This is a genomic window from Amycolatopsis sacchari, from assembly GCF_900114035.1.
GTDB classification, from domain to species: Bacteria; Actinomycetota; Actinomycetes; order Mycobacteriales; family Pseudonocardiaceae; genus Amycolatopsis_E; species Amycolatopsis_E sacchari.
The window spans coordinates 74,034-98,003 of sequence record NZ_FORP01000025.1; the positions used below are offsets into that span (position 1 = coordinate 74,034).

Consider the following 23,970-nt stretch of genomic DNA (forward strand, 5'->3'; position numbering starts at 1 on the left):
GCCGTGCCGATCGACGCCGAAACCCTGATCGACTGGTTCGACCGCACCGCGCGCGACCTGCCGTGGCGGCGGCCCGAGTGCACCGGCTGGGGTGTGCTGGTCAGCGAGATCATGCTGCAGCAGACGCCCGTCGCACGCGTGCAGCCGATCTGGGAGGAGTGGCTCGCGCGGTGGCCGGTGCCGTCCGCGCTGGCCGCCGAGAGCCAGGGCGAGGTGCTGCGGGCGTGGGGCAAGCTCGGCTACCCGCGCCGGGCGCTGCGGCTGCACGCGGCCGCGTCGGTGATCGCGGCCGAGCACGGCGACGTCGTACCGTCCGATGTGGACACTCTGCTCGCGTTGCCCGGCATCGGCGCGTACACCGCGCGGGCCGTAGCGACGTTCGCCTACGGCAAGCGGGCGCCCGTGGTCGACACCAACGTGCGGCGCGTGGTGGCGCGGGCCGTGCACGGTGCCGGGGACGCCGGGCCGCCGTCGACCACCCGCGACATGGCGGACGTCGAGGCGTTGCTGCCCGTCGAGGAGGCCCGTGCGGCGCGGTTTTCCGCCGCGCTGATGGAACTCGGGGCGCTGGTGTGCACGGCCCGCTCACCGAAGTGCGCGGACTGCCCGATCTACGACACGTGCTCGTGGCAGCGGGCGGGGCGGCCGGCGTACGCGGGCCCGGCGAAACCCGTGCAGAAGTTCGCGGGCACGGACCGCCAGATCCGCGGCCGGTTGCTGGACGTGCTGCGCGGTACGCCGGAGCCGGTGTGGAAGGAGAAGCTGGACGTGGTGTGGCCGCAGGACGCCGGCCGCCGCGACCGGTGCCTGGCGTCGTTGCTGACGGACGGCCTGGTGGAGCAGATCCCCGACGGCCGTTTCGCCCTGCCCGGCGAACACGCGGCGAACTAACCCGCCCGGAGCACGCGTTCGGTGAGCCCCCGGGCCGCTGCGACCAGCTCGGGCGTGAGCGGGGCGGTCAGCGCGTTGGCAGGCGCGAGATCGGCATCGAAGACGGTGCCGGTTTCCAAGCCCGGGGCGGTCGCGGCGTGGATGATCGGGGCGATCACCTCGGCCGCCGGCCGCTGCACCCCCTGCCACACGGTGTCCCAGAGCGGACGCAGCGGCGGGGGCAGGATCTCGGGCTCCATCTCCGCGGCGTTGGGTGTCGCGGCGGCGCCGGGATCCGCGGCGAACACCGAGACGCCGGTGCCCCGCAGGCGCTCGGCCAGTTCGAGCACCGCGGCCAGGTGCGCGAGCTTGGCCCGGCCCGAAACGGCCATCCCGTAGTACTCGCCCGGCACGTCCACCTCGTCGTACTCCGGCACGCCGAGCGTCATCGCGGCGGTGATGGAGGACGACGTGACGTCCACGATCCGGCTCGGCGCGCCTGCCTGCAACGCGTCCAGCAGGGCCTCGGTCAGCACGAGCGGCGAAAGGTGGTTGAGCGCGAAGGCCGCCTCGATCCCGTCCACCGTTTCCCAGCGCCGCACCCACATGCCGCCCACGTTGTTGATCAGCAGCCGCAACGGTCCCTCCGCCGCGAGCCGGGCGCCGAGCACACGGACCTCCGCGAGCGACGACAGGTCGGCTCGCAGGAACCGGGCATCCCGGCCGAGGCTGTCGGCCACCCGCTTGCCGCGCCACTCGTCGCGCCCCACCACGGTCACCGCGTACCCCCGCCGTGCGAGCTCCCGCGCGACCTCCAGCCCGATGCCGCCGGTGCCCCCCGTGACGACCGCCTTCTCCGCCATGTGCGCCCTTCCGTCCGCGGGGCGGCTGATCTGCCCCTCGGGGCCAGCTCAGCAACGCGGGGGACGGTCGGGCCAAGTCCCGGGTGACATGGTGCGATGCCGGTGCGGCATGGGTGCAGGTCGTGACAGGCTGGGCAGGTGCGGGACGAGGTGGAACTCAGGCAGCTGCGGTACTTCCTCGCTGTCGCCGACGAGCGGAACTTCACCCGCGCCGCCGCGCGGCTGGGCATGACGCAGCCGGCGCTGTCCCGGGCCATCCGCGCTCTCGAAAAGTCCGTGGACGCAACGTTGTTCCTCCGCGAGCACCGCGGCGCCGAGCTCACCGCGGCCGGGCGGGCACTGGCCGCGGAGGCCGGGGACATCGACTCGTTCACGAAAGCCGCCCTCGCCCGCGTCACCCGCCTCGGCGGCGACTCACCCCACCTCCGGATCGCCGCACTGGGCTGCGAGATCGGCTGGCTGGAGCTCCTGGTGCGGTCCTACAACGAGCGCTACCCGGAGGAGGTGCCGGCGCGAGCGGTCTTCGCCAACCGGGGGCTGCAGGAGGACGAGCTGCGCGACGGCACGGCCGACGTCGCACTGTTGCGCACCCCGTTCGACAGCCGAGGCGTCGACAGCGATCTACTGTGGACAGACGAGCACGTCGTGCTGGTCCACGAAGGGCACCGGTTCGCCGACGGTACCTCGGTCCACAGTGCGGATCTCGCCGGCGAGGCCTTCCCGGTCTGGGCCGAGGAGGCGGCGGCAGGCAGGCTCGCGCCCGTGTTCGAGCAGTACGGCCTGAGGCCGGGGCCGGTGGTGCACGACACCGCCCAGTACGTCGGCGCGGTCAGACTGGGTCAGGCGATCGGCGGCCTGCCGGTCCCGATGCTGTCCGGGATCCCCTTGGACGGCATCAAAGCGCTACCCCTCACCGGGGCGCCGCCGAGCGAGGTCCACGTCGCGTGGCTCGCGACCGCCACCTCCCCCGACGTGGCCCGGTTCGTCCGGCACGCGGTGGCGCAGGCCCTCGCCACCACGGACTAGCGGCTCACAACGGGACGACGGCGTTCTTTCCGCCGTCCACGGGCAACGTCACACCCTGGACGTAGGACGCCTTCGGCGAGACGAGGAACCGGATCACCTCCGCCACCTCCCCGGGCTCGGCACCCCGGCCCGCGGGCACACCGGCGAGGTACCCGCCGTACATGTGGCGCACGTGCTCGTTGAGCGGGGTCAGGACGTAACCGGGCTCGACCGCGTTGACCCGCACGCCACGTGGTCCGTACTCCGCGGCCCACGACTTCGTCAGCATCATCAGCGCGCCCTTCGCCGCCTGGAAGGCACTCGTGCCCGCGGTCGCCGCGGTCGTGCCGAGGCTCCCGACGTTGACGATCGCGCCGCGGCCGCGCTGTGCCATGGCGGGTGCGAACGCCGCGGTGAGGAGGTAAGGCGCCTTCACGTTGAGGTTGAACGCCGCGTCGAACATCTCCTCCGTCGTGTCCTCGGTCGGGGAGAACATGCCTCCTCCGGCATTGTTGATCAGCACCTCCACGGTGCCGTCGCCGACGGCCTCCTTCATCTCGGCGATGAAACCGCGTACGGAGGCGGGGTCCGTGAAGTCGGCGACCAGGTCGACGGCCCGCCCGCCGGCCGATTCGACCGCCTTCCGGGTCTCGGCGGCCCGGTCGCGGTCGCGGCCGCACACCACGATCGAGTAGCCGTCCTCCGCCAGCCGCAGGGCGGTCTCGCGCCCGACCCCGCTCGTCGAACCCGTGACCAGGGCCCACTCACCGCGTGACTCAGCGTCGTTCATGTGGAAAGAATTCCACGGTTCGAACGGGAGATCGGGTGGCGCAAGCGGACGGGGCAAACACTGTGCCCTTTCCGGCTCAGCGCCCCAGCACCTCCGACAGGAAGGCCTCGACAGCGCCCCGGTACGCCTCCGGGGCGTCGTCGTGCACGACGTGACCAGCGCCTTCGACCACGACGTGCCTGCCCTTCGGCACACGAGCCGCCAGCTCCGCCTGCTGACCGGGCGGCATGGCCGTGTCACCGGCCTCGACCACCAGCAGCGGGCACCGCACACCGTCCACAAAGGACCAGTACTCGCGCCGACCCCACTCCGCCGCGATCTCGTACAGGTCCTCGAGATCAGCGATGAGGTGGTAGCCGTCCTCCCGTTCCTCCACGCACTCGGCGAAGTAGTTCCCCGTGCTGCCGAAGAACTCCCGCACGTGCGCGAGCGACTGGAACGGCACCGGCCACGACTCGAAGTACCCGCGCCACGTCTCGACCGTCCGGCCGCGCTGGTCCGGCGCCATGTCCTCGACCACCACCGCCCGCACCAGCTCCGGGTGCGTCGCCGCGGTGGCCCACGCGTGCAGCCCGCCCATCGAGTGCCCGATGAGCACCGCGGGCTCGTCGAACGTCCGCAGCAGCGCCGCCACGTCCTCGACGAACTGCTCCGTCGTCCACGGCCCGGTCCGCGCCGCGCGCCCGTGGCCACGCGCGTCGAGCCCCACGACGTGGCCGTAGGGGAGCAGCCACTGCGCGACCGGCCACCACGTCCGCGCCCGCCCCATCAACCCGTGCAACAACACGATGGGCTGCCCCTGCCCACCGAAGTCCACCACGCCCACGTGCTCCGCGTCCGGTCCCCGCAACTCGGTCATCCTGCCAGGGTGGCACGAGACGGCCACCCCCAACGGAGACGCTCCGCGTCGCAGTAGAGTCTTTTCATGGCAGTCGTCAAGATCAACGCGATCGAGGTGCCCGAGGGCGCCGGTCCGGAGCTGGAGAAGCGCTTCGCCAACCGGATGCACGCGGTCGACTCGCAGCCCGGTTTCCTCGGCTTCGAGCTACTGCGCCCCGTCGCGGGCGAGAACCGCTACTTCGTGTACACGAAGTGGGAGTCCGAGGAGCACTTCAAGGCGTGGGCCGAGGGCCCGTCCCGCGAGGCGCACTCCGGCGAGCGCGCCAAGCCGGTCGCCAGCGGCGCCAGCCTGCTGGAGTTCGAGGTCGTCGACCTCGACAGTGCGCACTGACGACGAACTGGACCGCGCGGCCGCGCTGATCGCGGCCGCCGACGCCCTGCTGGTCTGCGCCGGCGCCGGTATGGGCGTCGATTCCGGCCTGCCCGATTTCCGCGGCGATGAGGGGTTCTGGCGCGCATACCCGCCGTACGAGCGGCTGGGCCTGCGCTTCGCGGAGATGGCCGACCCGCGGCACTTCGCCGAGGATCCGGCCCTGGCGTGGGGTTTCTACGGCCACCGCCTGGAGCTGTACCGCCGCACCGTGCCGCACGAGGGGTTCGCGCTGCTGCGCAAGTGGGGCGAGGCCAAACCGGGCGGAGCCGCCGTCTTCACGTCCAATGTGGACGGACAGTTCCAGAAGGCGGGGTTCGGGCTCGTCGCCGAGGTGCACGGGTCGATCCACCACCTGCAGTGCACGGTGCCGTGCGGTGAGCGCATCTGGTCGGCCGCCGACCTCCACGTCGAGATCGACGAGGACACGATGCGGGCCGCCGAACCGCTGCCGGAATGCCTCGACTGCGGCCGCCTCGCGCGGCCCAACATCCTGATGTTCGGCGACTTCGACTGGCTGTCCCGCCGGAGCGACGAGCAGCTGCGCGCGGTGAACGAGTGGCGCCGCGAGTGGCCGGACGTCGTCGTGCTCGAACTGGGCGCGGGCCAGGCCGTGCCGACCGTCCGGCGCTACGCCGAACTGGCCAGCGCCGCGAACGGCGCGCTCGTCCGCATCAACCCGCGTGAGCCCGACGTCCGGCACGGCCGCGGCGTCTCGCTCCCCTACGGCGCGCTGGACACGCTCACCGCGCTGGACGAGCTGCTCACGGCAGGCTGACCTCCGCCAGCACCGCGTGGTGGTCGGAGTCGGGCACGTCGAGCACGCGGTAGCCGTCCACCGCGACACGCGGGTCGACGAGGACGTGGTCGATGGTCACCGGCGGCGGGAAGAACGACGACGGCCACGTCGGCTTGAACCCCTCGCCCCGGCTCAGCCCCGCGTCCGTGTACCCCGCGTCGAGCAGGTCCCGGAACGTCGCGTGGTCCACCGTGGAGTTGAAGTCCCCGGCGAGGATCCGGACCGTGCCACCCGGGTTCGGCCTCGGCAGCCCCGCCATCTCCTTCTTCCACTCCTGCGGGTCGGTCGTCGGCGGGATCGGGTGCACCGCGACCACCTCGACCGCCGTGCCGTGCACGTCCACCCGCGCGCTCGGCTGCTCCATCCGCGAGGGACCGGTCAGGGACAGCTCCGTGAGCGGGTAGCGCGACGCGATTCCCGAGCCCGCGCCGCCGAACTGCGGTTTGAACACCCGGTACGGCAGCAGCTGGAACAGCCCGGCCCGCTCCAGCGCGGCGGCCTCGCGCGGGGTCAGCTCCAGCAGGTTCAGCACGTCGACCTGGTTCTCCCGCACCAGCCGCACGACACTGGCCACGTCCGCCTTGCCGAGGTACTGGTTCGACGACATCACCCGCAGCTTCGGCCCGTGCGCGACCGGTTGCGCGGAGGCGAACGCCCTCGGCAGCAGCATCCCGACCAGCGCGATCGCGACCACCAGCACCACGCCGCCGATCCACCAGTGCCGGAAGGCCAGCGACACCCCACCGAGGAGGAGCCCGCCGACGGCGACGTACGGCGTCAGCGCGAGCAACGCGGCGGTGATCCGGTTGCCGTCGATGCCGAGCAGCCGCAGCGCGGCGATCTCCAGGAACCCCAGCGCCAGCACCGCGAGCGCGATCATGCGCAGCGTTCTGGCCGGTGAACCGTGCTGGTGGACCGCGGTGCCCGCGCTGTCGGTGATCTGCACACGCTCCTTTCTACGCGAACCGCTGCCAAGCCGGTGTCAGCTGCTGACAGCGCGCTGTGCGCGGGCTGCCAGCGCGGGGGTGCACCGTGGTCCCCACGACGAGGGAGGATCACATGTCGCTGGCGATCCGGGCGGAGGGCCTGGTGAAACGCTTCGGGGACACGGTCGCGCTCAACGGCGTCGACCTGGAGGTCCCCACGGGCAAGGTGGTGGGTGTGCTCGGCCCCAACGGGGCGGGCAAGACCACGGCGGTCCGCATCCTGGCCACGCTGCTGCGGCCGGACGGCGGGCACGCGACGGTCGGCGGGTACGACGTGGTGCGCGACCCCGTGCGGGTGCGTTCGCTGATCGGGCTGACCGGGCAGTACGCGTCGGTGGACGAGGACCTGTCGGGGACCGAGAACCTGGTGCTCATCGGGCGGTTGCTGGGCCTGTCCCGGCCGGACGCCCGGCACCGCGCCGTCGAGCTGCTGGAGCAGTTCGAGCTGACCGAGGCCGCGGGCCGCGCCGCCAAGACGTACTCCGGGGGGATGCGGCGGCGGCTCGACCTCGCGGCGAGCCTCGTCGGCCGCCCCCAGGTGCTGTACCTGGACGAGCCGACGACGGGCCTGGACCCGCACGCACGCAACGAGGTGTGGGGCGTGGTGCGCAAGCTCGTCGCGGACGGGGCGACCGTGCTGCTGACGACGCAGTACCTCGAGGAGGCCGACCAGCTGGCCGACTCGATCACCGTTTTCGACCACGGCCGGGTCGTGGCGAACGGGCGGGCCGACGAGCTGAAGCGGCGCGTCGGCGGGCAGACCATGCTGGTGCGCCCGACGTCGCTCGCGGACCTGGACGCGGTGTCCCGCATCCTCGGCGACCTGACGGGGGTGCAGCCGATGCGGGACGACGACACCGGGTTGCTGACCGCGCCCGTGTCCGACCCGGTGTTGCTGTCCACTTTGGTCAGGAAGCTCGACGAGGCGGGGATCGTCGCGGACGAGGTCGCGCTGCGGCTGCCCAGCCTCGACGAGGTTTTCCTCGCCCTGACCGGAAAACCGACTGAGGAGGTGGCGGCATGACGGCCGCTGTTCTCGCGCCGCCGCAGCGGGTGAGCCCCGCGAAGGCGGTGCAACACGGGCTTTCGCTGGCCTGGCGGGGCGTGCTGAAGATCCGGAAGAACCCGGAGCAGCTGATCGACGTGACGCTCCAGCCGATCCTGTTCCTGGTGATGTTCGTGTACCTGTTCGGCGGCGCGATCTCCGGCAGCACGGGCACGTACCTGCAGGCGCTGGCGCCGGGGCTGCTGGTGCAGAACACGATCATGGCGAGCCTGTCCGCGGGCGTCGCGCTGAACACCGATGTCAGCAAGGGCGTGTTCGACCGGTTCCGCAGCCTGCCGATCGCGCGTTCGGCCCCGCTCGTGGGCGCTGTGCTGGCCGACATCGTGCGCTACCTGGTCGCGATCGTGGTGCTGCTGGTGATGGCGACGATCATGGGTTTCCGCATCACGACGAACCCGCTGGCCGCGGTCGTCGGCGCTGTGCTGATGATCGTGGCGGGGTTGTGCTTCTGCTGGATGGCCGTGTTCGTCGGGATGCTGGTCCGCACGCCGGGCGCGGTGCAGGGGATCATGATCGCGCTGGTCTTCCCGCTGACGTTCGGCAGCAACGTGTTCGTCCCGAGCACGACGATGCCGGGGTGGCTGCGGGCGTGGTCCGACATCAACCCGGTGAGCCTCCTGACCGATGCGATGCGCGGTCTGCTGGTCGGCGGTGAGGTGGCCGGGCCGCTGCTCGGGGCGCTCGCCTGGCTCGCGGGGATCGTGCTGGTGTTCTTCCCGCTCGCGATGCGCGCCTACCGGCGCCGCGTGGGCTGATCACAGGGGGTGCGGGCAGCCGGTCCCGGCGGGACCGGCTGCCCGCCGTTTTCGTTCGGGGGTGGGCCTTCGGGGCGGGCGCTGTGGTCTTGGGGCGGGCGGTTCGCCGCCGTCTCCGCTCAGGGGCGAGCGTTGAGGTCTCGGTTCGGGCGGTTCGCCGCCGTCTCCGTTCAGGGGCGGGCGCTGTGGTCCCGGGTCGGGCGGTTAGCCGCCGTCTCGGGCCAAGGGCGGCTGCCCCGCCGTTGCCGTTGAGGGGGCGCCGTTCAGGGGCGGCCGCCACCTCTCGGGGCAAGTGCGGCCGCCCTCGCCCTTCAGAGGCGGGTGCCGTTGCCGTTCAGGGCTGCCGCCGTGGTTTCTGTTCGGGTGCGGCCGCCACCATCTCGGTTCAGGCGGTTCGCCGCCCGCCGTCCCATCCAGGCAGCCCGCCGTTCTCATTCCAGCGACCGGCCGCCCACCGTCACCATCCAGCCACCGGCGCCCGTCATCCCCTCCAGACCGCCAGCCACCCGTCGCCGCCCCGACCACCGGCCGCCTACCGCCCCCGCCACCCAGGCCGCCAGCCCCCCGCCGCCTCCCAGCCGCGTACCGTCCCTCGCCAGGCCACCGCCCACCGGCCGACCACCGACCCCCGGTCACCCGCAGAACTCCCGCCGCAGCGCCTCGATCGCGTCCTCCTTGCCGAGCTCCGCCCCGGCCCGGAAAGCGCTTTCAAACCCCGCCCCCAACACCGCCTTCAGCTCGGCGACCAGCGCCCGCAGCTCCGGGTCACCGTCGTCGAAGGCGCCGCGCACCACCTTCGTCACCCCCAGCGCCCACGCCGCGCGCTCCGCCTTCCCTTCCAGCGCCAGCAGCCTCGCGCCGACCTGTGCCGCGGCCGCCACGTCCGGCATGTCCTGCCGCCGGGTGGAGGTGCGGACCGCGGTGGGCAGCGCCTCGCGCGCGGCGGCCGCATCGCCCTCCGAAACGGCGAGCGAGGCGCTCAACAGGGACACCCACTCCTCCGCCATCGCCATCGGGAACGGCAGCCGCTCCGCCGCCCCGGTCACCCACTCCAGCACCTCACGGGCCTGCGCGAAGTCCCCGTCCCGCCGCGCCAGGTCCATCAGGGTGAACCGGACGATCGCGCGGTGTTCCAGCTGCCCCAGCTCGTCAGCGAGCTGCTGCGCCTCGCGGATCTCCCGCCACGCTCCTTCGACGTCGCCGGACCGGTACAGCTCGTTCGCCAGCCGGGACTGCTGCTGCACGGTGTCCTCGGCCGACGCCAGCTCCCGCGCCAGCGCCAGCCCGTGCCGGTACCCCGCGATCGCCTCGGCGTGCCTGCCGCGCAACGAATGCGCACTCGCCTGCATCCCGATGGTCATCGCGACGCCCCACCGGTCACCCAGCTCGCGGAAGCCTTCGAGCGCCTGCTCCCGCACCCGCTCGCTGCCGTCGAGGTCCCCGGCGTCGTCGAGGACGAAACCCTGCACCCACCGCGCCGCGGCACGGGCCCACGGGTCCGGCAGCTCCAGCGCCCGGCGCAGCTCCCGTTCGGCCAGCTCCCAGTCCCGCGCGAGGAAGACCAGCATCGGCACGGCGAGGGCGAGCGCCGGGAAACGCCGCCACGCCTCCGTCCGCGCGTACTCGTCGACCAGCGAGCGCAGCTGGGGCATGTCCTCGATCATCGGAGCCGCCTTGACGAGCGCCGCGAGCACCTCGAACGCGGCACGCACGTCCTCGGGGAGCCGGTCACCGAAGGCGAGCACGTCCCCCATGAACGCGCCGGGTTGCTCGCCCAGCCCGCGGACCACCCAGTACCAGCACAGGGCCGCGGTGAACCGGTACGCCGTCTCGGGGTCGCCGGTGTCGATCGCCCTGCGCAACGCGGTGAGCATGTTGTCGTGCTCGGCCTCGAAGACGCGGATCGCCCGCAGCTGGTCCGCGGTGCGCAACAGCGGCTCGTGCTCCTCGGCGATCCGCAGGTAGTGGTCGGCGAACCGCCTGGCCACCAGCTCGCGCTCGCCCGCCTCGTCGAGCCGCTCCTCGCCGTAGACCCGGAGCGTCTCCAGCATCCGGTACCTCGGCTCGTCCCCCTCCACGGCGTCCACAATGGACTTCTCGACGAGCGAGCCGAGCACGTACAGCACGTCCTCCCGTGGCAGCAGCTCGTCCGCGCAGATCTCCTCCGCCGCGGAGGTGGTGGCACCGCCGGGAAAGACCGAGAGCCGCCGCGCCAGCACGCGTTCGGGTTTCTCCAGCAGGTCCCAGCTCCACTCGACGACGGCACGCAGCGTCCGCTGCCGGGGCAGTGCGATCCGGCTGCCCGACGTGAGCAGGCGGAACCGGTCGTCGAGCCGTCGCGCGATCTGGTCCACGGTCATCGAGCGCAGGCGGGCCGCGGCGAGTTCCAGCGCCAGCGGCATCCCGTCGAGCCGGCGGCAGATCTCACGCACGGGCTCGGTGGTCGTCTCGTCGAGCGCGAATCCGGGGCGGACCGAGGCGGCTCGCTCGGTGAACAGCCGCATCGCCTCCGGCACCTCCAGCGGCCCCAGCTGGCACAGCAGCTCACCCGTGATCGCGAGCGGTTCCCTGCTGGTGGCGAGGATCCGCAGGTTCGGCAGGCGCGTCAGCAGCTCGTGGGCGAGCTCGGCGGCCGCGCCCACGACGTGCTCGCAGTTGTCCAGCACGAGCAGGCCGCCCGCGCTGCCGATCAGGTCGGTCACGCGGTCGAGCGGCTCCATGACGTGCAGCGACGGCGGCGTGTTGAGCACCCGCATGTCCAGCGAACGCAGGGCGGCGAGCACAGCGCTGATGACGTCGCCGGGATCGCGGACGGCCGCGAGCGCCACGAACCACACCCGGCCGCGCTCGGCGTCGGGATGGCGGACGGCGGTTTCCGTGGCGAGCCTGGTCTTGCCCGCACCACCGGGACCGGCGAGCGTGACCAGGCGGGCGGACGCGAGCGAGCGGGCGAGCAGGTCCAGCTCCCGTTCGCGCCCGACGAAGCTCGTCAGCCGCACCGGCAGGTTGTCGTTGACGGGTCGCGGGGTCGCGAGTTCGCCGCGCAGCACGGCGAGGTGCACCTGCCGGAGCTCGGCCGAGGGATCGACCCCCAGCTCGTCGGCGAGCAGGGCGCGGGTGTGCTCGTAGACGGCGAGGGCGTCGGACTGGCGCCCGGCCGCGTAGAGGGCCCGCATCCGCAGCCCCGCGAGACGCTCCCGCAACGGGTGCTCGGCACCGGCGGTTTCGAGGTCCGCCAGCACGTCCGCGTGGTGGCCCAGCTCCAGCTCCGCCTCGAAACGGTCCTCACGCGCGCTCGCCCGCAGCTCGTCGAGCCGCGCGGCGGGAGCCTGGGCGAACGGTGCGTCGAGGACGTCGGAAAGCGCTTCCCCGCGCCACAACGCGAGCGCTTCGGTCAGCGTCGTGGCCGCGGCCGCGTGGTTCCCGGCCGCCAGCTCGTGACGGCCACGCGTCGCCAGCTCCTCGAACCGGGCGGCGTCGACCTCCTCGACCTTGAGCACGTAACCACCGGCGGTGGAGGACAGCCGGGCGCTGTCACCCAGCGCGCGCCGCAGCCGCGAGACGAGGGACTGCAATGCGTTGACCGCGTCGGCGGGCGGTTCGGCACCCCACAGCCCGTCGACGAGCGACTCCGGGCTGACCGGGTGGTTGGCGTCGAGCGCGAGCCTGGCCAGGAGCATGCGCAGACGGGCGCCGCCGACCTCGATCGACGCCCCGTCGTCCCCCCGGACCCGCAACGGGCCGAGCACATCCACGCGCACGGTTCCAGCTTCCCAGATTCCCCCGAACGATTTACCTCCGACAACGCGAACGCCCCCAGGGAGTTCCCTGGGGGCGTCCGCTACGGCCTACCGGTCGTCAGTCGTTCTCGGCCTCGTGCCGCGGGTCGTTGCCGGCACCGATGGACACGGGCGGGGCGTCGGGCACCTCGAGCGGCTTCGGCTCGCCGCGGAAGGTGAACTTCGCCTGGTCGTCCCTGTCCTCCGGGTTGCCGCTCCAGCCCTCGACGTCGACGATGACGATCTGCCCCGGCTGCACCTCGCCGAACAGGATCTTCTCGGACAGCTGGTCCTCGATCTCCCGCTGGATGGTCCGGCGCAGCGGACGGGCACCGAGCACCGGGTCGAAGCCGCGCTTGGCCAGCAGCGCCTTCGCCTTGTCGGTCAGCTCGATCGCCATGTCCTTGGCCTTGAGCTGGGTCTCCACCCGGCGCACCATCAGGTCCACCATCTGGATGATCTGCTCCTGGGTGAGCTGGTGGAAGACGATGATGTCGTCGATGCGGTTGAGGAACTCCGGCCGGAAGTGCTTCTTCATCTCCTCGTTGACCTTCTGCTTCATCTTGTCGTACCGCGACGTGTCGTCGTTTCCGGCGGAGAAGCCGAGGCTCACGGACTTGGAGATGTCCTGCGTGCCCAGGTTCGAGGTGAAGATCAGCACGGTGTTCTTGAAGTCGACCGTGCGACCCTGCCCGTCGGTGAGGCGGCCGTCCTCCAGGACCTGCAACAGGGTGTTGTAGATCTCCTGGTGGGCCTTCTCGATCTCGTCGAACAGCACGACCGAGAACGGCTTGCGGCGCACCTTCTCGGTGAGCTGGCCGCCCTCCTCGTAGCCGACGTAGCCCGGAGGGGCACCGAACAGCCGCGAGGCGGTGTAGCGGTCGTGGAACTCGCCCATGTCGATCTGGATGAGCGCGTCGTCCTCGCCGAACAGGAAGTTCGCCAGCGCCTTGGACAGCTCGGTCTTACCGACACCGGACGGGCCGGCGAAGATGAACGAGCCGGACGGGCGCTTCGGGTCCTTCAGGCCGGCGCGGGTGCGGCGGATGGCCTGCGAGACCGCCTTGACGGCGTCCTCCTGGCCGATGATCCGCTTGTGCAGCTCGTCCTCCATGCGGAGCAGACGCGTGGTCTCCTCCTCGGTGAGCTTGAACACCGGGATACCGGTCCAGTTGGCCAGGACCTCGGCGATCTGCTCGTCGTCGACCTCGGCGACGACGTCCAGGTCACCGTCCTTCCACTGCTTCTCCCGCTCGGACTTCTGGCCCAGCAGGGTCTTCTCCTCGTCGCGCAGGCGCGCGGCGCGCTCGAAGTCCTGCGCGTCGATCGCCGACTCCTTGTCCCGGCGGACGGCGGCGATCTTCTCGTCGAACTCGCGCAGGTCCGGCGGCGCGGTCATCCGGCGGATGCGCATCCGGGCGCCGGCCTCGTCGATCAGGTCGATCGCCTTGTCCGGCAGGAACCGGTCGTTGATGTACCGGTCGGCCAGCGTCGCGGCGGCGACCAGCGCCGAGTCGGTGATCGAGACGCGGTGGTGCGCCTCGTACCGGTCGCGCAGGCCCTTGAGGATCTCGATGGTGTGCTCGAGCGACGGCTCGCCCACCTGGATCGGCTGGAAGCGGCGCTCCAGCGCGGCGTCCTTCTCGATGTACTTGCGGTACTCCTCGAGCGTGGTGGCGCCGATCGTCTGCAGCTCACCGCGGGCCAGCATCGGCTTCAGGATCGAGGCCGCGTCGATGGCACCCTCGGCGGCACCCGCCCCGACCAGCGTGTGCAGCTCGTCGATGAACAGGATGATGTCGCCGCGGGTCTTGATCTCCTTGAGCACCTTCTTGAGGCGCTCTTCGAAGTCACCGCGGTAGCGGGAGCCCGCGACCAGCGAGCCGAGGTCGAGCGTGTAGAGCTGCTTGTCCTTGAGCGTCTCGGGCACCTCGCCCTTGACGATGTTCTGGGCCAGGCCCTCGACGACGGCGGTCTTGCCCACGCCGGGCTCGCCGATGAGGACCGGGTTGTTCTTGGTGCGGCGCGACAGCACCTGCATGACCCGCTCGATCTCCTTGCTGCGCCCGATGACCGGGTCGAGCTTGCCCTCGCGGGCGGAGACGGTCAGGTTGCGGCCGAACTGGTCGAGCACCAGCGACGAGGACGGCGTGCCCTCGCCACGGCCGGCGCCGGCCTCGGCCGGCTCCTTGCCCTGGTAGCCGGACAGCAGCTGCAGCACCTGCTGGCGCACGCGGTTGAGATCCGCGCCGAGCTTGACGAGCACCTGCGCCGCCACGCCCTCGCCCTCGCGGATCAGCCCGAGCAGGATGTGCTCGGTGCCGATGTAGTTGTGGCCGAGCTGGAGCGCCTCGCGCAACGACAGCTCGAGCACCTTCTTGGCCCGCGGGGTGAAGGGGATGTGCCCGCTCGGAGCCTGCTGGCCCTGGCCGATGATCTCCTCGACCTGCTGGCGGACGCCCTCCAGCGCGATGCCCAACGATTCGAGCGCCTTGGCGGCGACACCCTCACCCTCGTGGATCAAACCCAGGAGGATGTGCTCGGTGCCGATGTAGTTGTGGTTGAGCATCCTGGCCTCTTCCTGGGCCAGGACGACCACCCGCCTCGCGCGGTCGGTGAACCTCTCGAACATTCCCACTCCCTCGACTGCTGCGCCGGCGGTGAGCCTCCATCCCGCGTTGGCGATGGATTCAGCACCGTGAGTCCACTGTAGTAGCCGACAGCTTCCACCGGGCTACCACTGGGGCGAATCAGGTCACAGAAGTCAGTACGCCGACCTTCGCCGGCCTCGCGTTTTCGCTGCTTACTGACGTTCTTTCCAACGCGTGGCCCCCGCCGGGGATTCCGCCGGCGGCCTTTGTCCGCTCACCGCGAACAGACGCCGGATACCCCGGTGGCGCCTCCCCCAAAAGCCGGTAAGGTAAGGCAGACCTAACACCCGGATGGAGCAGCGGGAGGCCGTGATCGACACCGTGCGACGGCACCCCGCCGTGCCCGGCCTCGCCGACTCCGTCACCAGGGTGGCGCCGCTCCAGCGGCGCACCGAATTCCGCCCCGACCTGCCCGGGGACGGCGAGTGGCAGCGCTGCGCGGACCTGCTGGCGGACCCCGCGCGGTTCGCGGCGTGGCGCAGAGCCCTCGCCGGGTGGCTGCGGGCGCGGTTCGGAGAAGCACCCGGAAGGACCACGGCCGGTTACGTCATGTCGTGGTACCTGCACGTGCCCGCCTACACCGCGGCGCTGCTGCTGCACCACGAACGGAGGGTGCCGCTGCTCCGGCCGGAGGAGCTGGCCTTCCGGCTGGGCGGCGACCGGCCGCACCCGGAGGGGATCGCCGTACTCGGGAGCGAGTTCTACTGCCTGCCAGCCGACCCCGCGGCGGGCTGCCCCGACGCGACCGTCGTCAGGGACGAACGGGCACTGGCCGCCGCGCTGCGCGCCCGCTACACCGGACACGCCGCCCGGTTCGTCGCCGCCTACGCACCGGTGAGCCGGCTCGGCCGCCGCATGCTGTGGGCCGCGGCGACGGACGCGCTCGACAACGCCCTGTGGTGGGCCGGGCGCCAGGGCGGGGACGAAGGCGCCGGGGTCGCCGACGCGGCACTGGTGCTCGACGCCCGCTACCCGCCCCTCACGGCCGCGTCGGCACTGCGGCTGGAAGGCCGGTGCTGGACCCGCCGCCGGGAGAGCTGCTGCTTCTCCTACCTCCTGCCCGGCGAGGCGGAGTGCGCCGAATGCCCGCGCCTGCGCGCGAAGTGATCTTGACCACTACACCCCGGGAGCGCGTCCGGTAAATGCGCACAGGGCAAATGTGCCATCGGGCCCCTGCGCGTACCGCCACGGAGTCCGCGCGGGGAATCGATTGCTCGTGTTCGGTGATCACACCCGCAACGCGCAAGTTGCAGTCGCGGATTAGCACGGAACCGAATTCGACCTATTGGACGATGCCGAAGACCGGCCGGACCGGACGCCCCAGAAGCGTAGAACAGAGTTCAAGAAAGCCGGAGACGTGAACGGGGCCGCCGGGCGTAATCCCGGCGGCCCCGTACGCGGCTATTGCCCCCGAAGGGTCAGTTCTTCTTGTGGTAGGCCTCGACGACCTCGGACGGGATACGTCCGCGGTCGGAAACCTGGAAGCCGTTCTTGCGCGCCCACGCACGAATGGCCTGGTTCTGCTCGCGGTCCACCGAAGCGGAGCTGGCCGCGGGCTTCGCCGAGGGACGGCCCGCGCGCTTGCGGCCACCGGCCCTGCGGGCGTGCTCGACGTACTGGGCGAGAGCGTCCCGCAGCTCCTCCGCGTTTTCACTGGACAGGTCGATCTGGTAGTTGATCCCGTCCAAACCGAACTCGACGGTCTCGTCCGCCTCCGAACCGTCGAGGTCGTCCACGAGGGAGACCAGCACCTTCTGTGCCATCAGTTTCCTCCTGTTTTGAACTAGCCGCGAATGTCTTGGGTAGGGGCGAGTGCCCCTGTTCGAAGCCATTGACTAGGACATTAATACCCGGAATCAGCGCACAACGCAAACTTCGTTTGCATTGCGCGTCTGTGCGAGCGGGCCGGCAACTATTCCGGACGCACGAGCGGGAACAGGATCGTCTCGCGGATACCGAGGCCGGTCAGCGCCATGAGCAACCGGTCGATGCCCATTCCCACACCACCGGATGGGGGCATTCCGTACTCCAGGGCCCGGAGGAAATCCTCGTCCAGGCTCATGGCCTCGCTATCCCCGGCCGCGGCCAAACGGGACTGTGCGGTCAGCCTTTCCCGCTCCACGACCGGATCGACCAGCTCGGAGTAGCCCGTGGCCAGCTCGAAACCGCGCACGTAGAGGTCCCACTTCTCGGCCACGCCTGGCCGGCTGCGGTGCTGCCTGGTCAGCGGCGAGGTCTCGATCGGGAAATCACGCACAAATGTGGGTTCGTGGAGGTGATCCCCGACCAGGTGCTCCCACAGTTCCTCGACCAGCTTGCCGTGCCCCAGTTTCGGGTCCGGCTCCAGGCCGTGCGCCCGGGCGAAGCCCCGCAGCTCCTCGACCGTGGTGTCGGGCGTGACCTCCTCGCCGAGGGCCTCGGACAACGACCCGTACATGGTGAGCGACTTCCATTCACCCGACAGGTCGTAGGGCGTTCCGTCGGCGAGTGTCACTTCGAGGCTGCCGAATACGGCCTGTGCCGCTTCCTGGATCAGCTCCCGGGTCATCACCGCGTTGGTGTCGTACGTCGCGTACGCCTCGTAGAACTCCAGCATGGCGAATTCGGGCGAATGCGAGGAGTCACTGCCCTCGTTCCGGAAGTTGCGGTTGATCTCGAAGACCTTCTCGATACCGCCCACCACGCAGCGCTTGAGGTACAGCTCCGGCGCGATGCGCAGGAACAGGTCGATGTCGAACGCGTTGGAGTGCGTGACGAACGGCCGGGCCGCGGCGCCACCGTGCTGCGTCTGCAGCATCGGCGTCTCGACCTCGACGAACCCGCGCCGTTCGAAGGAATTGCGCAGCGAGCGCACGACACCGGCCCTGGTGCGGACGACGTCACGCGCCTTCGGCCGCAGGATCAGGTCGACGTAACGCTGCCGGATCCGCGTTTCCTCGGCGAGCTCCTTGTGCGCGACCGGCAACGGGCGCAGCGCTTTCGCCGCCATCTGCCAGCGGTCGGCCATCACGGACAGCTCGCCGCGCCGGGACGTGATGACCTCACCGTGCACGAAAACGTGGTCGCCGAGGTCGACCTCCGATTTCCAGTCGGCCAGCGCCTCCTCGCCGACACCGGCGAGGCTGATCATCGCCTGCAACTCCGTGCCGTCGCCTTCGCGCAGAGTGGCGAAACACAGTTTTCCGGTGTTCCGGATGAACAGCACGCGTCCCGTGACCCCGACGACGTCACCGGTCGAGGTGTCGGCGGGCAGGTCGGAATACTTCGCCCGGATCTCCGCGAGGGTGTGCGTGCGCGGCACCTCGACGGGATACGGGTCACCACCTTCCGCGATTATCCGGTCGCGCTTGGCCCGGCGAACCCGCATCTGTTCCGGCAGGTCTTCTTCGGGCAGGGGGCGCTCGGAAGCGGCGGAATGGGTCATACGCATAGGGTACGAAGCCCGTCCCACGCTGGGCCAACCGGATTACCTTTGCCCGCGAATAGTATCGATCGGGTGACCGATCCCACTTCTGCCGCGTACCGGCGGCGCGCCCGCTCCTTCGGCGCACGGGCGAAGGCCTACGGCGAGCACCGCCCGGACTACCCGCTGCCCGCCCTGCGCTGGGGGCTGCCCGAGGGGGCAGCAAGGGTCCTGGATCTCGCCGCGGGCACCGGCCGGCTTTCCGAAGGGCTGCTCGCACTGGGCCTGCACGTCGAAGCCGTCGAGCCCGATCCGGAGATGCGCGCCGAGCTGACTCGCCGGCTCCCCGGCGTGCCCGCCCACGCCGGGACCGCGGAGGAGATCCCCTTCGGCGACGGCGAGTTCGACGCCGTGCTCGCGGGGCAGGCGTTCCACTGGTTCGACCTGGACCGCGCACTGCCCGAGATCGCGCGGGTGCTCCGGCCGGGCGGCACGGTCGTCGCGCTGTGGAACCACGACGACGAATCCGTGCCGTGGGTCGCGGAATTCGCCCAGTTGTCCCGCACGAACTCCAGCACCCGGTGGCTGTCCCAGCGCCCGGAACTGCCGCCGCACGCCGCGTTCGGTGCCTACCAGCGCGAGGAGTTCCCGCACCGGCAGCGCCGCACCGCCGAGACGCTCGTCGAAACGATCGCGACGCACTCGCACCTGCTGACCGCCTCCGAGGAGGAACGGGCCGCGACCCTGGAGCGGCTCCGGCGGTTCCTCGCGAAGAACCCGGAAACCGCACAGGGCGAATTCGACCTGCTGATCGTGACGACGGTGCTGAAGGCGGTGCGCTCTTAGCGGGCGTACTGCCTTTCGAACACCAGCCGCAGGCCCAGCAACGTCAGGTCCGGCACGTGGTCGGTGATCGTCTCGGACTCGGAGATCACGAGCGGCGCCAGGCCGCCCGTCGCGAGCACCGCGACCGGGCCGTCGCCGGACAGCTCCTTCACGATCCGCCGCACGAGCCCGTCGACCTGCCCCGCGAAGCCGTAGAGGATGCCCGACTGCAGGCATTCCACGGTGTTCTTGCCGATGACCGACCGCGGCGGCACCAGCTCGACCTTCCGCAGCGCCGCGGCCCGGTCGGCGAGCGCGTCCACCGAGATCTCGATACCCGGCGCGAACGCCCCGCCCAGGAACTCGCCCTTCGACGAGATCGCGTCGACGTTGGTCGACGTGCCGAAGTCGACCACCACGCACGCCGTCTGGTGCAGGTGGTGCGCGGCGAGCGTGTTCACGAGCCGGTCCGCACCCACCTCACGCGGGTTGTCGACGAGCAACGGCACGCCGGTGCGCACGCCCGGCTCCACCACGACCTTCGGCACGCGCCGGTAGTAGCGGGACAGCATCACGCGCAGTTCCCGCAGCACCGCGGGCACGGTGGACAGCGCGCTGATACCGGTGACGGCGTCAGCGTGCTCCCCGAGCAACCCGCGCATGGTGAGGGCGAGCTCGTCGGCGGTCATCTGCGCGTCGGTCCGCATCCGCCAGTTCCCGACCAGTTCGGACCCGTCGTAGAGACCGAGCACGATGTTGGTGTTGCCGACGTCGATCGCCAGCAGCACCTAGTTCTCCGCGTGCAGCAGGGCGTCGAGCTTCGCGGCGTCCACGGTCTCCGCCACCGGGAACGTGGCATCGGGCGAGTGTGGACCGCGACGCGCAGCGTCTCCGTTGAGGGTGGTGGTGGGCGAGGGGCTGGCCGCCACCGTGCCGCTGATCAGCCCCGAGCCCTCCGGCGCGTACGCCGCGTCCGAACCCTCGTGCTTGATCCGGTTGTCGGCGTCGACGAACACGATCCGCGGCCGGAACGACACCGCCTCGGCGGCGTCCATCTGCGCGTAGGACATCAGGATCACCAGGTCACCGGGGTGCACCAGGTGCGCGGCGGCACCGTTGATGCCGATGACCCCGCTGTCCCGCTCGCCCGCGATCACGTACGTCTCCAGGCGCGCACCGTTCGTGATGTCCACAATGGACACCTGCTCGCCCGGCAGCAGGTCGGCCGCCTCCATGAGCGTCTCGTCGATGGTCACCGAGCCGACGTAGTGCAGGTCGGCCTGCGTGACCGTCGCCCGATGGATCTTCGACTTGAGCATCGTGCGGTACATGTGCCGTTCCCTTTCATTCCCCTGCGGCGCCGAGCAGGACGGGCACGTTGTCGATCAGCCGGGTCGTGCCGACCCTCGCGGCGACCAACAGGCGTGCCTCTCCATCGACGGGCGCGGGACCCAGATCGGTTCCCCTGAGTTCGAGGTAGTCGACGGACACGGCCGGCCGGGCGGCGAGCGTCTGCCGCGCCATGTCGAGCACGGCTTCCGCGCCCTGGGCCCCGACGTGCGCCCCGGCGGCCAGCGCCGCCGACAGCACGGCGGCGTCGGCACGCTGCTCCTCGCTGAGGTAGACGTTGCGCGACGACAGCGCCAGCCCGTCGTTCTCGCGGACCGTCGGCACGCCGATGACCCTCGTGGGGAAGTTGAGGTCGCGCACCATCCGCTTGATCAGCACCAGCTGCTGGTAGTCCTTCTCGCCGAAGAACGCGTAGTCGGGGCGCACGATGTTGAACAGCTTCGACACCACGGTCAGCACCCCGGCGAAATGCCCTGGCCGGGCGGCGCCCTCCAGTTCGTCGCCGAGCGGGCCGGGCTGCACCGTCACGGCGTGGCCCTCGGCGTAGAGGTCGCCCGCCTTGGGCACGAACGCCAGCTCGACCCCGGCGTCGGTGAGCACCTCCAGGTCGCGGTCGAGCGGGCGCGGGTACGCCTCGAAGTCCTCGCCCTCGCCGAACTGCAGCGGGTTCACGAAGATCGAGGCGGCCACGACGGTGTTCGGCAGGCGCTTGGCGCGGCGCAGCAGCTCGCGGTGCCCGGCGTGCAGCGCGCCCATCGTCGGCACCAGCGCGACCTTGCGGCCGACGGAGTGCAGGGCCGCGCTGACGCGGGCCACGTCGTCGGGCGTCTGGAACGTGTTCAGCTGCCCGCGGGTGAACTTCGGGGTGGGGGTCACGGTTGGGGTCCTTCGAGGAGTTCGGTGATTTCGGCGGCGGCGTCCGCGCCGAGCAGGCCCGCCGCTTCGGCTCGCGCGGCCGTCCGGCGGGCGAGGGCGGTGTAACAGGGGCGGACCTCCGGCGCTTCCGCGCCCAGCACCGCCAGGTGCTTGCGGACCGTGCCGGCGTCACCTCGGGCGACCGGGCCGGTGAGGGCGCGGTCACCGTGGCGCAACGTGTTGTCCAGCGCGGCCGACAGCAGCGGGCCGAGCATCCGCTCGCCGTTCGGGATGCCCGCACCGGCCAGCAGGTCAAGACAGTCTGCCACCAGTGTCGCGAGGTGGTTCGCGCCGTGCGCGAGCGCCGCGTGGTACAGCGGGCGGGCGGCCTCCGGCACGCGGACGGCCTCGCCGCCCATCTCCACGGTCAGCGCCTCGCCGACGTGCCAGGCGACCTCGTCGGACGCCGTGACCCCGACGCTGCACGCGGCCATCCGCTGCAGGTCCTCCTCGCGCCCGGTGAACGTCATCACCGGGTGCAGCGCGAGTGGGAGGGCACCGGATTCGACGGCGGGAGCCAGCACGTCGAGCCCGTGCGCGCCCGAGGTGTGGATGACGATCTGCCCGCTGCGCCACGACCCGGTCGCGGCGAGCCCGGCGACCAGACCGGCCAGCTCGTCGTCCGGGACGGCGAGCAGCACCAGGTCGGCGGCGCCGACCACCTCGTCGGGTGGCAGCAGCGGAACTCCCGGCAGCAGGCGTTCGGCCCGCGCGTGGGAGGCGGCGGAGATCCCGGAGGCGGCGACGACCGTGTGCCCCGCCCTGGCGAGGGCGGCACCCAGGACGCTGCCGACCCGGCCCGCGGAAACGACGCCGACGGCGAGCCTCGCCGGCCGCGTCATGGCGTGCCCCGGTGGACGCTCATGGCAACAAAGCTCCTCGATTTCGTTCCAGTCCCGCTCTTCGGTCGCGGGTACCGGACGACGGCGCGAGAGTAGCCCGGACGCGGGCGGTTGTTCCGGTGTTGGTGACTAGCTTCACCCGTCGGCGTGCTCACCGGCCAGCCGGACGGCCTCGGCCCTGGCCGCGCGCAGCTGCCCGAGCAGTTCGCCCTCACGACGGCGTGCCTCGGCATTTCCCTTGTGCCGCTTGAGGAAAGCCAGTTCGGTTACGGCGTTCTGGTACTCGGCGACGGCCTTCGCCGCGCGCCGCCCCGACTGCCGCCGCGCCTGCCTGCGCCACTCCCGGCGGCCGGTCAGGCTCGACAGCAGTTCCACCTCCGACGCCGCGATCCACCGCGCGCGGACCATGCCCGGCAACGCGGCCTCGACGATCCGCTGCTCACGCCGCCGTTGCAGGATCACGACGAGCACGACCGCGACGAACATCGGCACCATGATCAGGAAGTAGACGTTGAGGAACGTCTTCGCCCCGCCGAGCGTGGCCGCGCCGTTCCACAACGCGTGCAGGCAGACCGCACCGAGGTACCCGCCCAGCGGCGCGAGCACCTTCACCGGCCCGCGGGGTGCCCGTGCGGCGACGCCGATGCCGACACCGGTGAGCGCGGTGAACAGCGGGTGCGTGAACGGCGAAAGCACACCCCGCAGCACGAACGCCGCGATCACGCCGGCGCTGGTGCCGTCGCCGAAGCCGTAGTCGGCGAACGCCCGGCCGAAGTAGTAGATGTTCTCGGTGAAGGCGAACCCGGCGGCGGTGAGCCCGGCGTAGACGATGCCGTCGATGATCCCGTCGAACTCCTCGCGGCGGCGCAGCAGCAGGAGCAGCACGAAGGAGCCCTTCGCCGCCTCCTCGACGAGTGGCGCCGACACGAGCGCGCTGACCCGGCTGCCCCGGCCGTTGCCCAGCAGGAGGTCCCCGACGGTTTCGGCGGTGTTGTTGATGAGCAGCGCGGTGATCGTCGCGATGCACGCACCCCACACGAAGGCGAGCAGCAGCAGTTTCGCGGGTTCCGGCTCCCAGCGGTCGACCCACAACACGGCGGCGACCACGACGGCGACCGGTACGAGCGCGGCCGCCACGCCGATCACGACGGCGAGCGGCCCGACGCGGACCGTGGCGAGCGCGAGCAGGGTGAGCCCGCAGACCGCGACCAGGACCAGGCCGAGGACGGGCAACAGCACGGTGATCCTGCGGGGTGCCGTCGTCACAGCCCGGAACTCTACGGTGACGCGCCGGTGTCGCAGAAGGGACGGGGTGAGGTCGGCCCCAGCCACCGGCGAATCGTCGGTGGGGCCGGTCGGTTGGTCCCGGGGTGCGCGGCGGGGTGTCCCTATGTGGTTGTCAAGCGGCGGCGGGCGTGTTTTTGGGTTGCGGGGTTCGGTAGTAGGTGCGGTTGCGGAGCATGGCGTAGATGACGTCGCAGCGGCGGCGGGCGAGGCAGATGAGGGCAGCGTTGTGTTTCTTGCCCTCGGCTCTCTTGCGGTCGTAGTAGGCCCTGCTGGTCGGGTCGTGCAGGGCGGCGAATGCGGCCAGGAAGAACGCCCGTTTGAGCTTGCGGTTGCCGGTTCGGGCGGGGTGTTCGCCCTTGATCGAGCTGCCGGAGGTGCGGGTGACGGGGGCGATGCCGGCGTAGGCGGCCAGGTGTGCCGAGCTTTTGAAGGCGGAGGCGTCGCCGATCTCGAGCAGGATGCGGGCGGCGGTCCTGACTCCGATGCCGGGCATGGAGGTCAGGACCCGGGCAAG

At 71.3% G+C, this 23,970-nt stretch carries 22 protein-coding genes; 8 read left to right on the forward strand and 14 right to left on the reverse strand.

The window, feature by feature from the left end:
* The first annotated feature begins 3 nt into the window (after nt 1-3).
* On the forward strand, nt 4-891 hold the full coding sequence (locus BMZ92_RS30180; protein ID WP_091514491.1) for an HhH-GPD family protein: 888 nt from the start codon (nt 4-6) through the stop codon (nt 889-891).
* Here the strand turns inward: BMZ92_RS30180 and BMZ92_RS30185 are convergent.
* Complete coding sequence (locus tag BMZ92_RS30185) at nt 888-1,733, reverse strand: SDR family NAD(P)-dependent oxidoreductase (RefSeq protein ID WP_091514493.1); 846 nt, start codon at nt 1,731-1,733, stop codon at nt 888-890. The genes BMZ92_RS30180 and BMZ92_RS30185 overlap by 4 nt on opposite strands.
* A 138-nt stretch (nt 1,734-1,871) precedes the next feature.
* Between BMZ92_RS30185 and BMZ92_RS30190 the strand changes: the two genes are divergently transcribed.
* On the forward strand, nt 1,872-2,759 hold the full coding sequence (locus BMZ92_RS30190) for a LysR family transcriptional regulator (RefSeq protein WP_245783339.1): 888 nt from the start codon (nt 1,872-1,874) through the stop codon (nt 2,757-2,759).
* Between the two features lie 4 nt (nt 2,760-2,763).
* Here BMZ92_RS30190 and BMZ92_RS30195 read toward each other — a convergent pair whose 3' ends face one another.
* Nucleotides 2,764-3,528: an SDR family NAD(P)-dependent oxidoreductase gene (locus BMZ92_RS30195; protein WP_091514495.1), complete on the reverse strand. Its 765-nt coding sequence runs from the start codon at nt 3,526-3,528 to the stop codon at nt 2,764-2,766.
* Between the two features lie 76 nt (nt 3,529-3,604).
* A complete protein-coding gene (locus BMZ92_RS30200) occupies nt 3,605-4,387 on the reverse strand; it encodes an alpha/beta fold hydrolase (RefSeq protein ID WP_177228937.1) in 783 nt (260 codons plus the stop codon).
* 66 nt (nt 4,388-4,453) lie between these two features.
* Here BMZ92_RS30200 and BMZ92_RS30205 point away from each other — a divergent pair, with 66 nt between their 5' ends.
* Nucleotides 4,454-4,759, forward strand: a complete 306-nt coding sequence (locus BMZ92_RS30205) for an antibiotic biosynthesis monooxygenase family protein (RefSeq protein ID WP_091514497.1) — start codon at nt 4,454-4,456, stop codon at nt 4,757-4,759.
* A complete protein-coding gene (locus BMZ92_RS30210) occupies nt 4,749-5,576 on the forward strand; it encodes an SIR2 family NAD-dependent protein deacylase (protein WP_245783340.1) in 828 nt (275 codons plus the stop codon). The genes BMZ92_RS30205 and BMZ92_RS30210 overlap by 11 nt, the downstream gene beginning before the upstream one ends.
* Here BMZ92_RS30210 and BMZ92_RS30215 read toward each other — a convergent pair.
* The gene (locus BMZ92_RS30215; protein ID WP_245783341.1) at nt 5,563-6,543 is read right to left on the reverse strand and encodes an endonuclease/exonuclease/phosphatase family protein; all 981 of its coding nucleotides are present in this window, start codon (nt 6,541-6,543) and stop codon (nt 5,563-5,565) included. The two genes, BMZ92_RS30210 and BMZ92_RS30215, sit on opposite strands and share 14 nt — an antisense overlap.
* A gap of 113 nt (nt 6,544-6,656) precedes the next feature.
* On the opposite strand from BMZ92_RS30215, the gene BMZ92_RS30220 reads away from it, so the two are divergent.
* Together BMZ92_RS30220 and BMZ92_RS30225 are read left to right on the forward strand one after the other, a co-directional pair.
* The gene (locus BMZ92_RS30220; RefSeq protein ID WP_091514499.1) at nt 6,657-7,607 is read left to right on the forward strand and encodes an ATP-binding cassette domain-containing protein; all 951 of its coding nucleotides are present in this window, start codon (nt 6,657-6,659) and stop codon (nt 7,605-7,607) included.
* The gene (locus tag BMZ92_RS30225) at nt 7,604-8,404 is read left to right on the forward strand and encodes an ABC transporter permease (RefSeq protein ID WP_091514502.1); all 801 of its coding nucleotides are present in this window, start codon (nt 7,604-7,606) and stop codon (nt 8,402-8,404) included. The genes BMZ92_RS30220 and BMZ92_RS30225 overlap by 4 nt, the downstream gene beginning before the upstream one ends.
* Before the next feature lie 632 nt (nt 8,405-9,036).
* Here the strand turns inward: BMZ92_RS30225 and BMZ92_RS30230 are convergent.
* Nucleotides 9,037-12,165 (reverse strand): AfsR/SARP family transcriptional regulator, encoded by a 3,129-nt coding sequence (locus tag BMZ92_RS30230; RefSeq protein ID WP_091514504.1) that lies wholly within the window; start codon nt 12,163-12,165, stop codon nt 9,037-9,039.
* 97 nt (nt 12,166-12,262) lie between these two features.
* Complete coding sequence (locus BMZ92_RS30235) at nt 12,263-14,815, reverse strand: ATP-dependent Clp protease ATP-binding subunit (protein WP_091514506.1); 2,553 nt, start codon at nt 14,813-14,815, stop codon at nt 12,263-12,265.
* A 310-nt stretch (nt 14,816-15,125) separates the two neighbouring features.
* Here BMZ92_RS30235 and BMZ92_RS30240 point away from each other — a divergent pair, with 310 nt between their 5' ends.
* Nucleotides 15,126-15,941 carry a (2Fe-2S)-binding protein gene (locus BMZ92_RS30240; protein ID WP_091514509.1) on the forward strand — a complete coding sequence of 272 codons (816 nt, stop codon included), beginning with the start codon at nt 15,126-15,128 and terminating at the stop codon, nt 15,939-15,941.
* Between the two features lie 311 nt (nt 15,942-16,252).
* Here the strand turns inward: BMZ92_RS30240 and BMZ92_RS30245 are convergent, their stop codons facing one another.
* Both BMZ92_RS30245 and lysS read right to left on the reverse strand, forming a co-directional pair.
* On the reverse strand, nt 16,253-16,597 hold the full coding sequence (locus BMZ92_RS30245; protein ID WP_091514512.1) for a histone-like nucleoid-structuring protein Lsr2: 345 nt from the start codon (nt 16,595-16,597) through the stop codon (nt 16,253-16,255).
* A gap of 149 nt (nt 16,598-16,746) precedes the next feature.
* The gene (gene lysS, locus BMZ92_RS30250; protein WP_177228938.1) at nt 16,747-18,258 is read right to left on the reverse strand and encodes a lysine--tRNA ligase; all 1,512 of its coding nucleotides are present in this window, start codon (nt 18,256-18,258) and stop codon (nt 16,747-16,749) included.
* Between the two features lie 72 nt (nt 18,259-18,330).
* Here lysS and BMZ92_RS30255 point away from each other — a divergent pair, with 72 nt between their 5' ends.
* Entirely contained in the window at nt 18,331-19,083 is a 753-nt protein-coding gene (locus BMZ92_RS30255) for a class I SAM-dependent methyltransferase (protein ID WP_091514515.1), read from the forward strand.
* Here BMZ92_RS30255 and BMZ92_RS30260 read toward each other — a convergent pair.
* From BMZ92_RS30260 to BMZ92_RS30285, 6 genes are all read right to left on the reverse strand, one after another.
* Nucleotides 19,080-19,850 (reverse strand): type III pantothenate kinase, encoded by a 771-nt coding sequence (locus BMZ92_RS30260; protein ID WP_091514517.1) that lies wholly within the window; start codon nt 19,848-19,850, stop codon nt 19,080-19,082. The genes BMZ92_RS30255 and BMZ92_RS30260 overlap by 4 nt on opposite strands.
* Entirely contained in the window at nt 19,851-20,393 is a 543-nt protein-coding gene (gene panD, locus BMZ92_RS30265; protein ID WP_091514519.1) for an aspartate 1-decarboxylase, read from the reverse strand. It abuts the gene before it with no gap.
* Between the two features lie 13 nt (nt 20,394-20,406).
* A complete protein-coding gene (gene panC, locus BMZ92_RS30270; RefSeq protein ID WP_091514521.1) occupies nt 20,407-21,288 on the reverse strand; it encodes a pantoate--beta-alanine ligase in 882 nt (293 codons plus the stop codon).
* Nucleotides 21,285-22,169 carry a Rossmann-like and DUF2520 domain-containing protein gene (locus BMZ92_RS30275; protein WP_091514523.1) on the reverse strand — a complete coding sequence of 295 codons (885 nt, stop codon included), beginning with the start codon at nt 22,167-22,169 and terminating at the stop codon, nt 21,285-21,287. The genes panC and BMZ92_RS30275 overlap by 4 nt, the downstream gene beginning before the upstream one ends.
* 135 nt (nt 22,170-22,304) lie before the next feature.
* Nucleotides 22,305-23,408, reverse strand: coding sequence for a PrsW family intramembrane metalloprotease (locus tag BMZ92_RS30280; RefSeq protein WP_091514565.1), 1,104 nt, complete (start codon nt 23,406-23,408; stop codon nt 22,305-22,307).
* A gap of 160 nt (nt 23,409-23,568) precedes the next feature.
* A partial coding sequence (locus tag BMZ92_RS30285; RefSeq protein WP_143249980.1) for a transposase occupies nt 23,569-23,970 on the reverse strand: 402 nt, incomplete at its 5' end.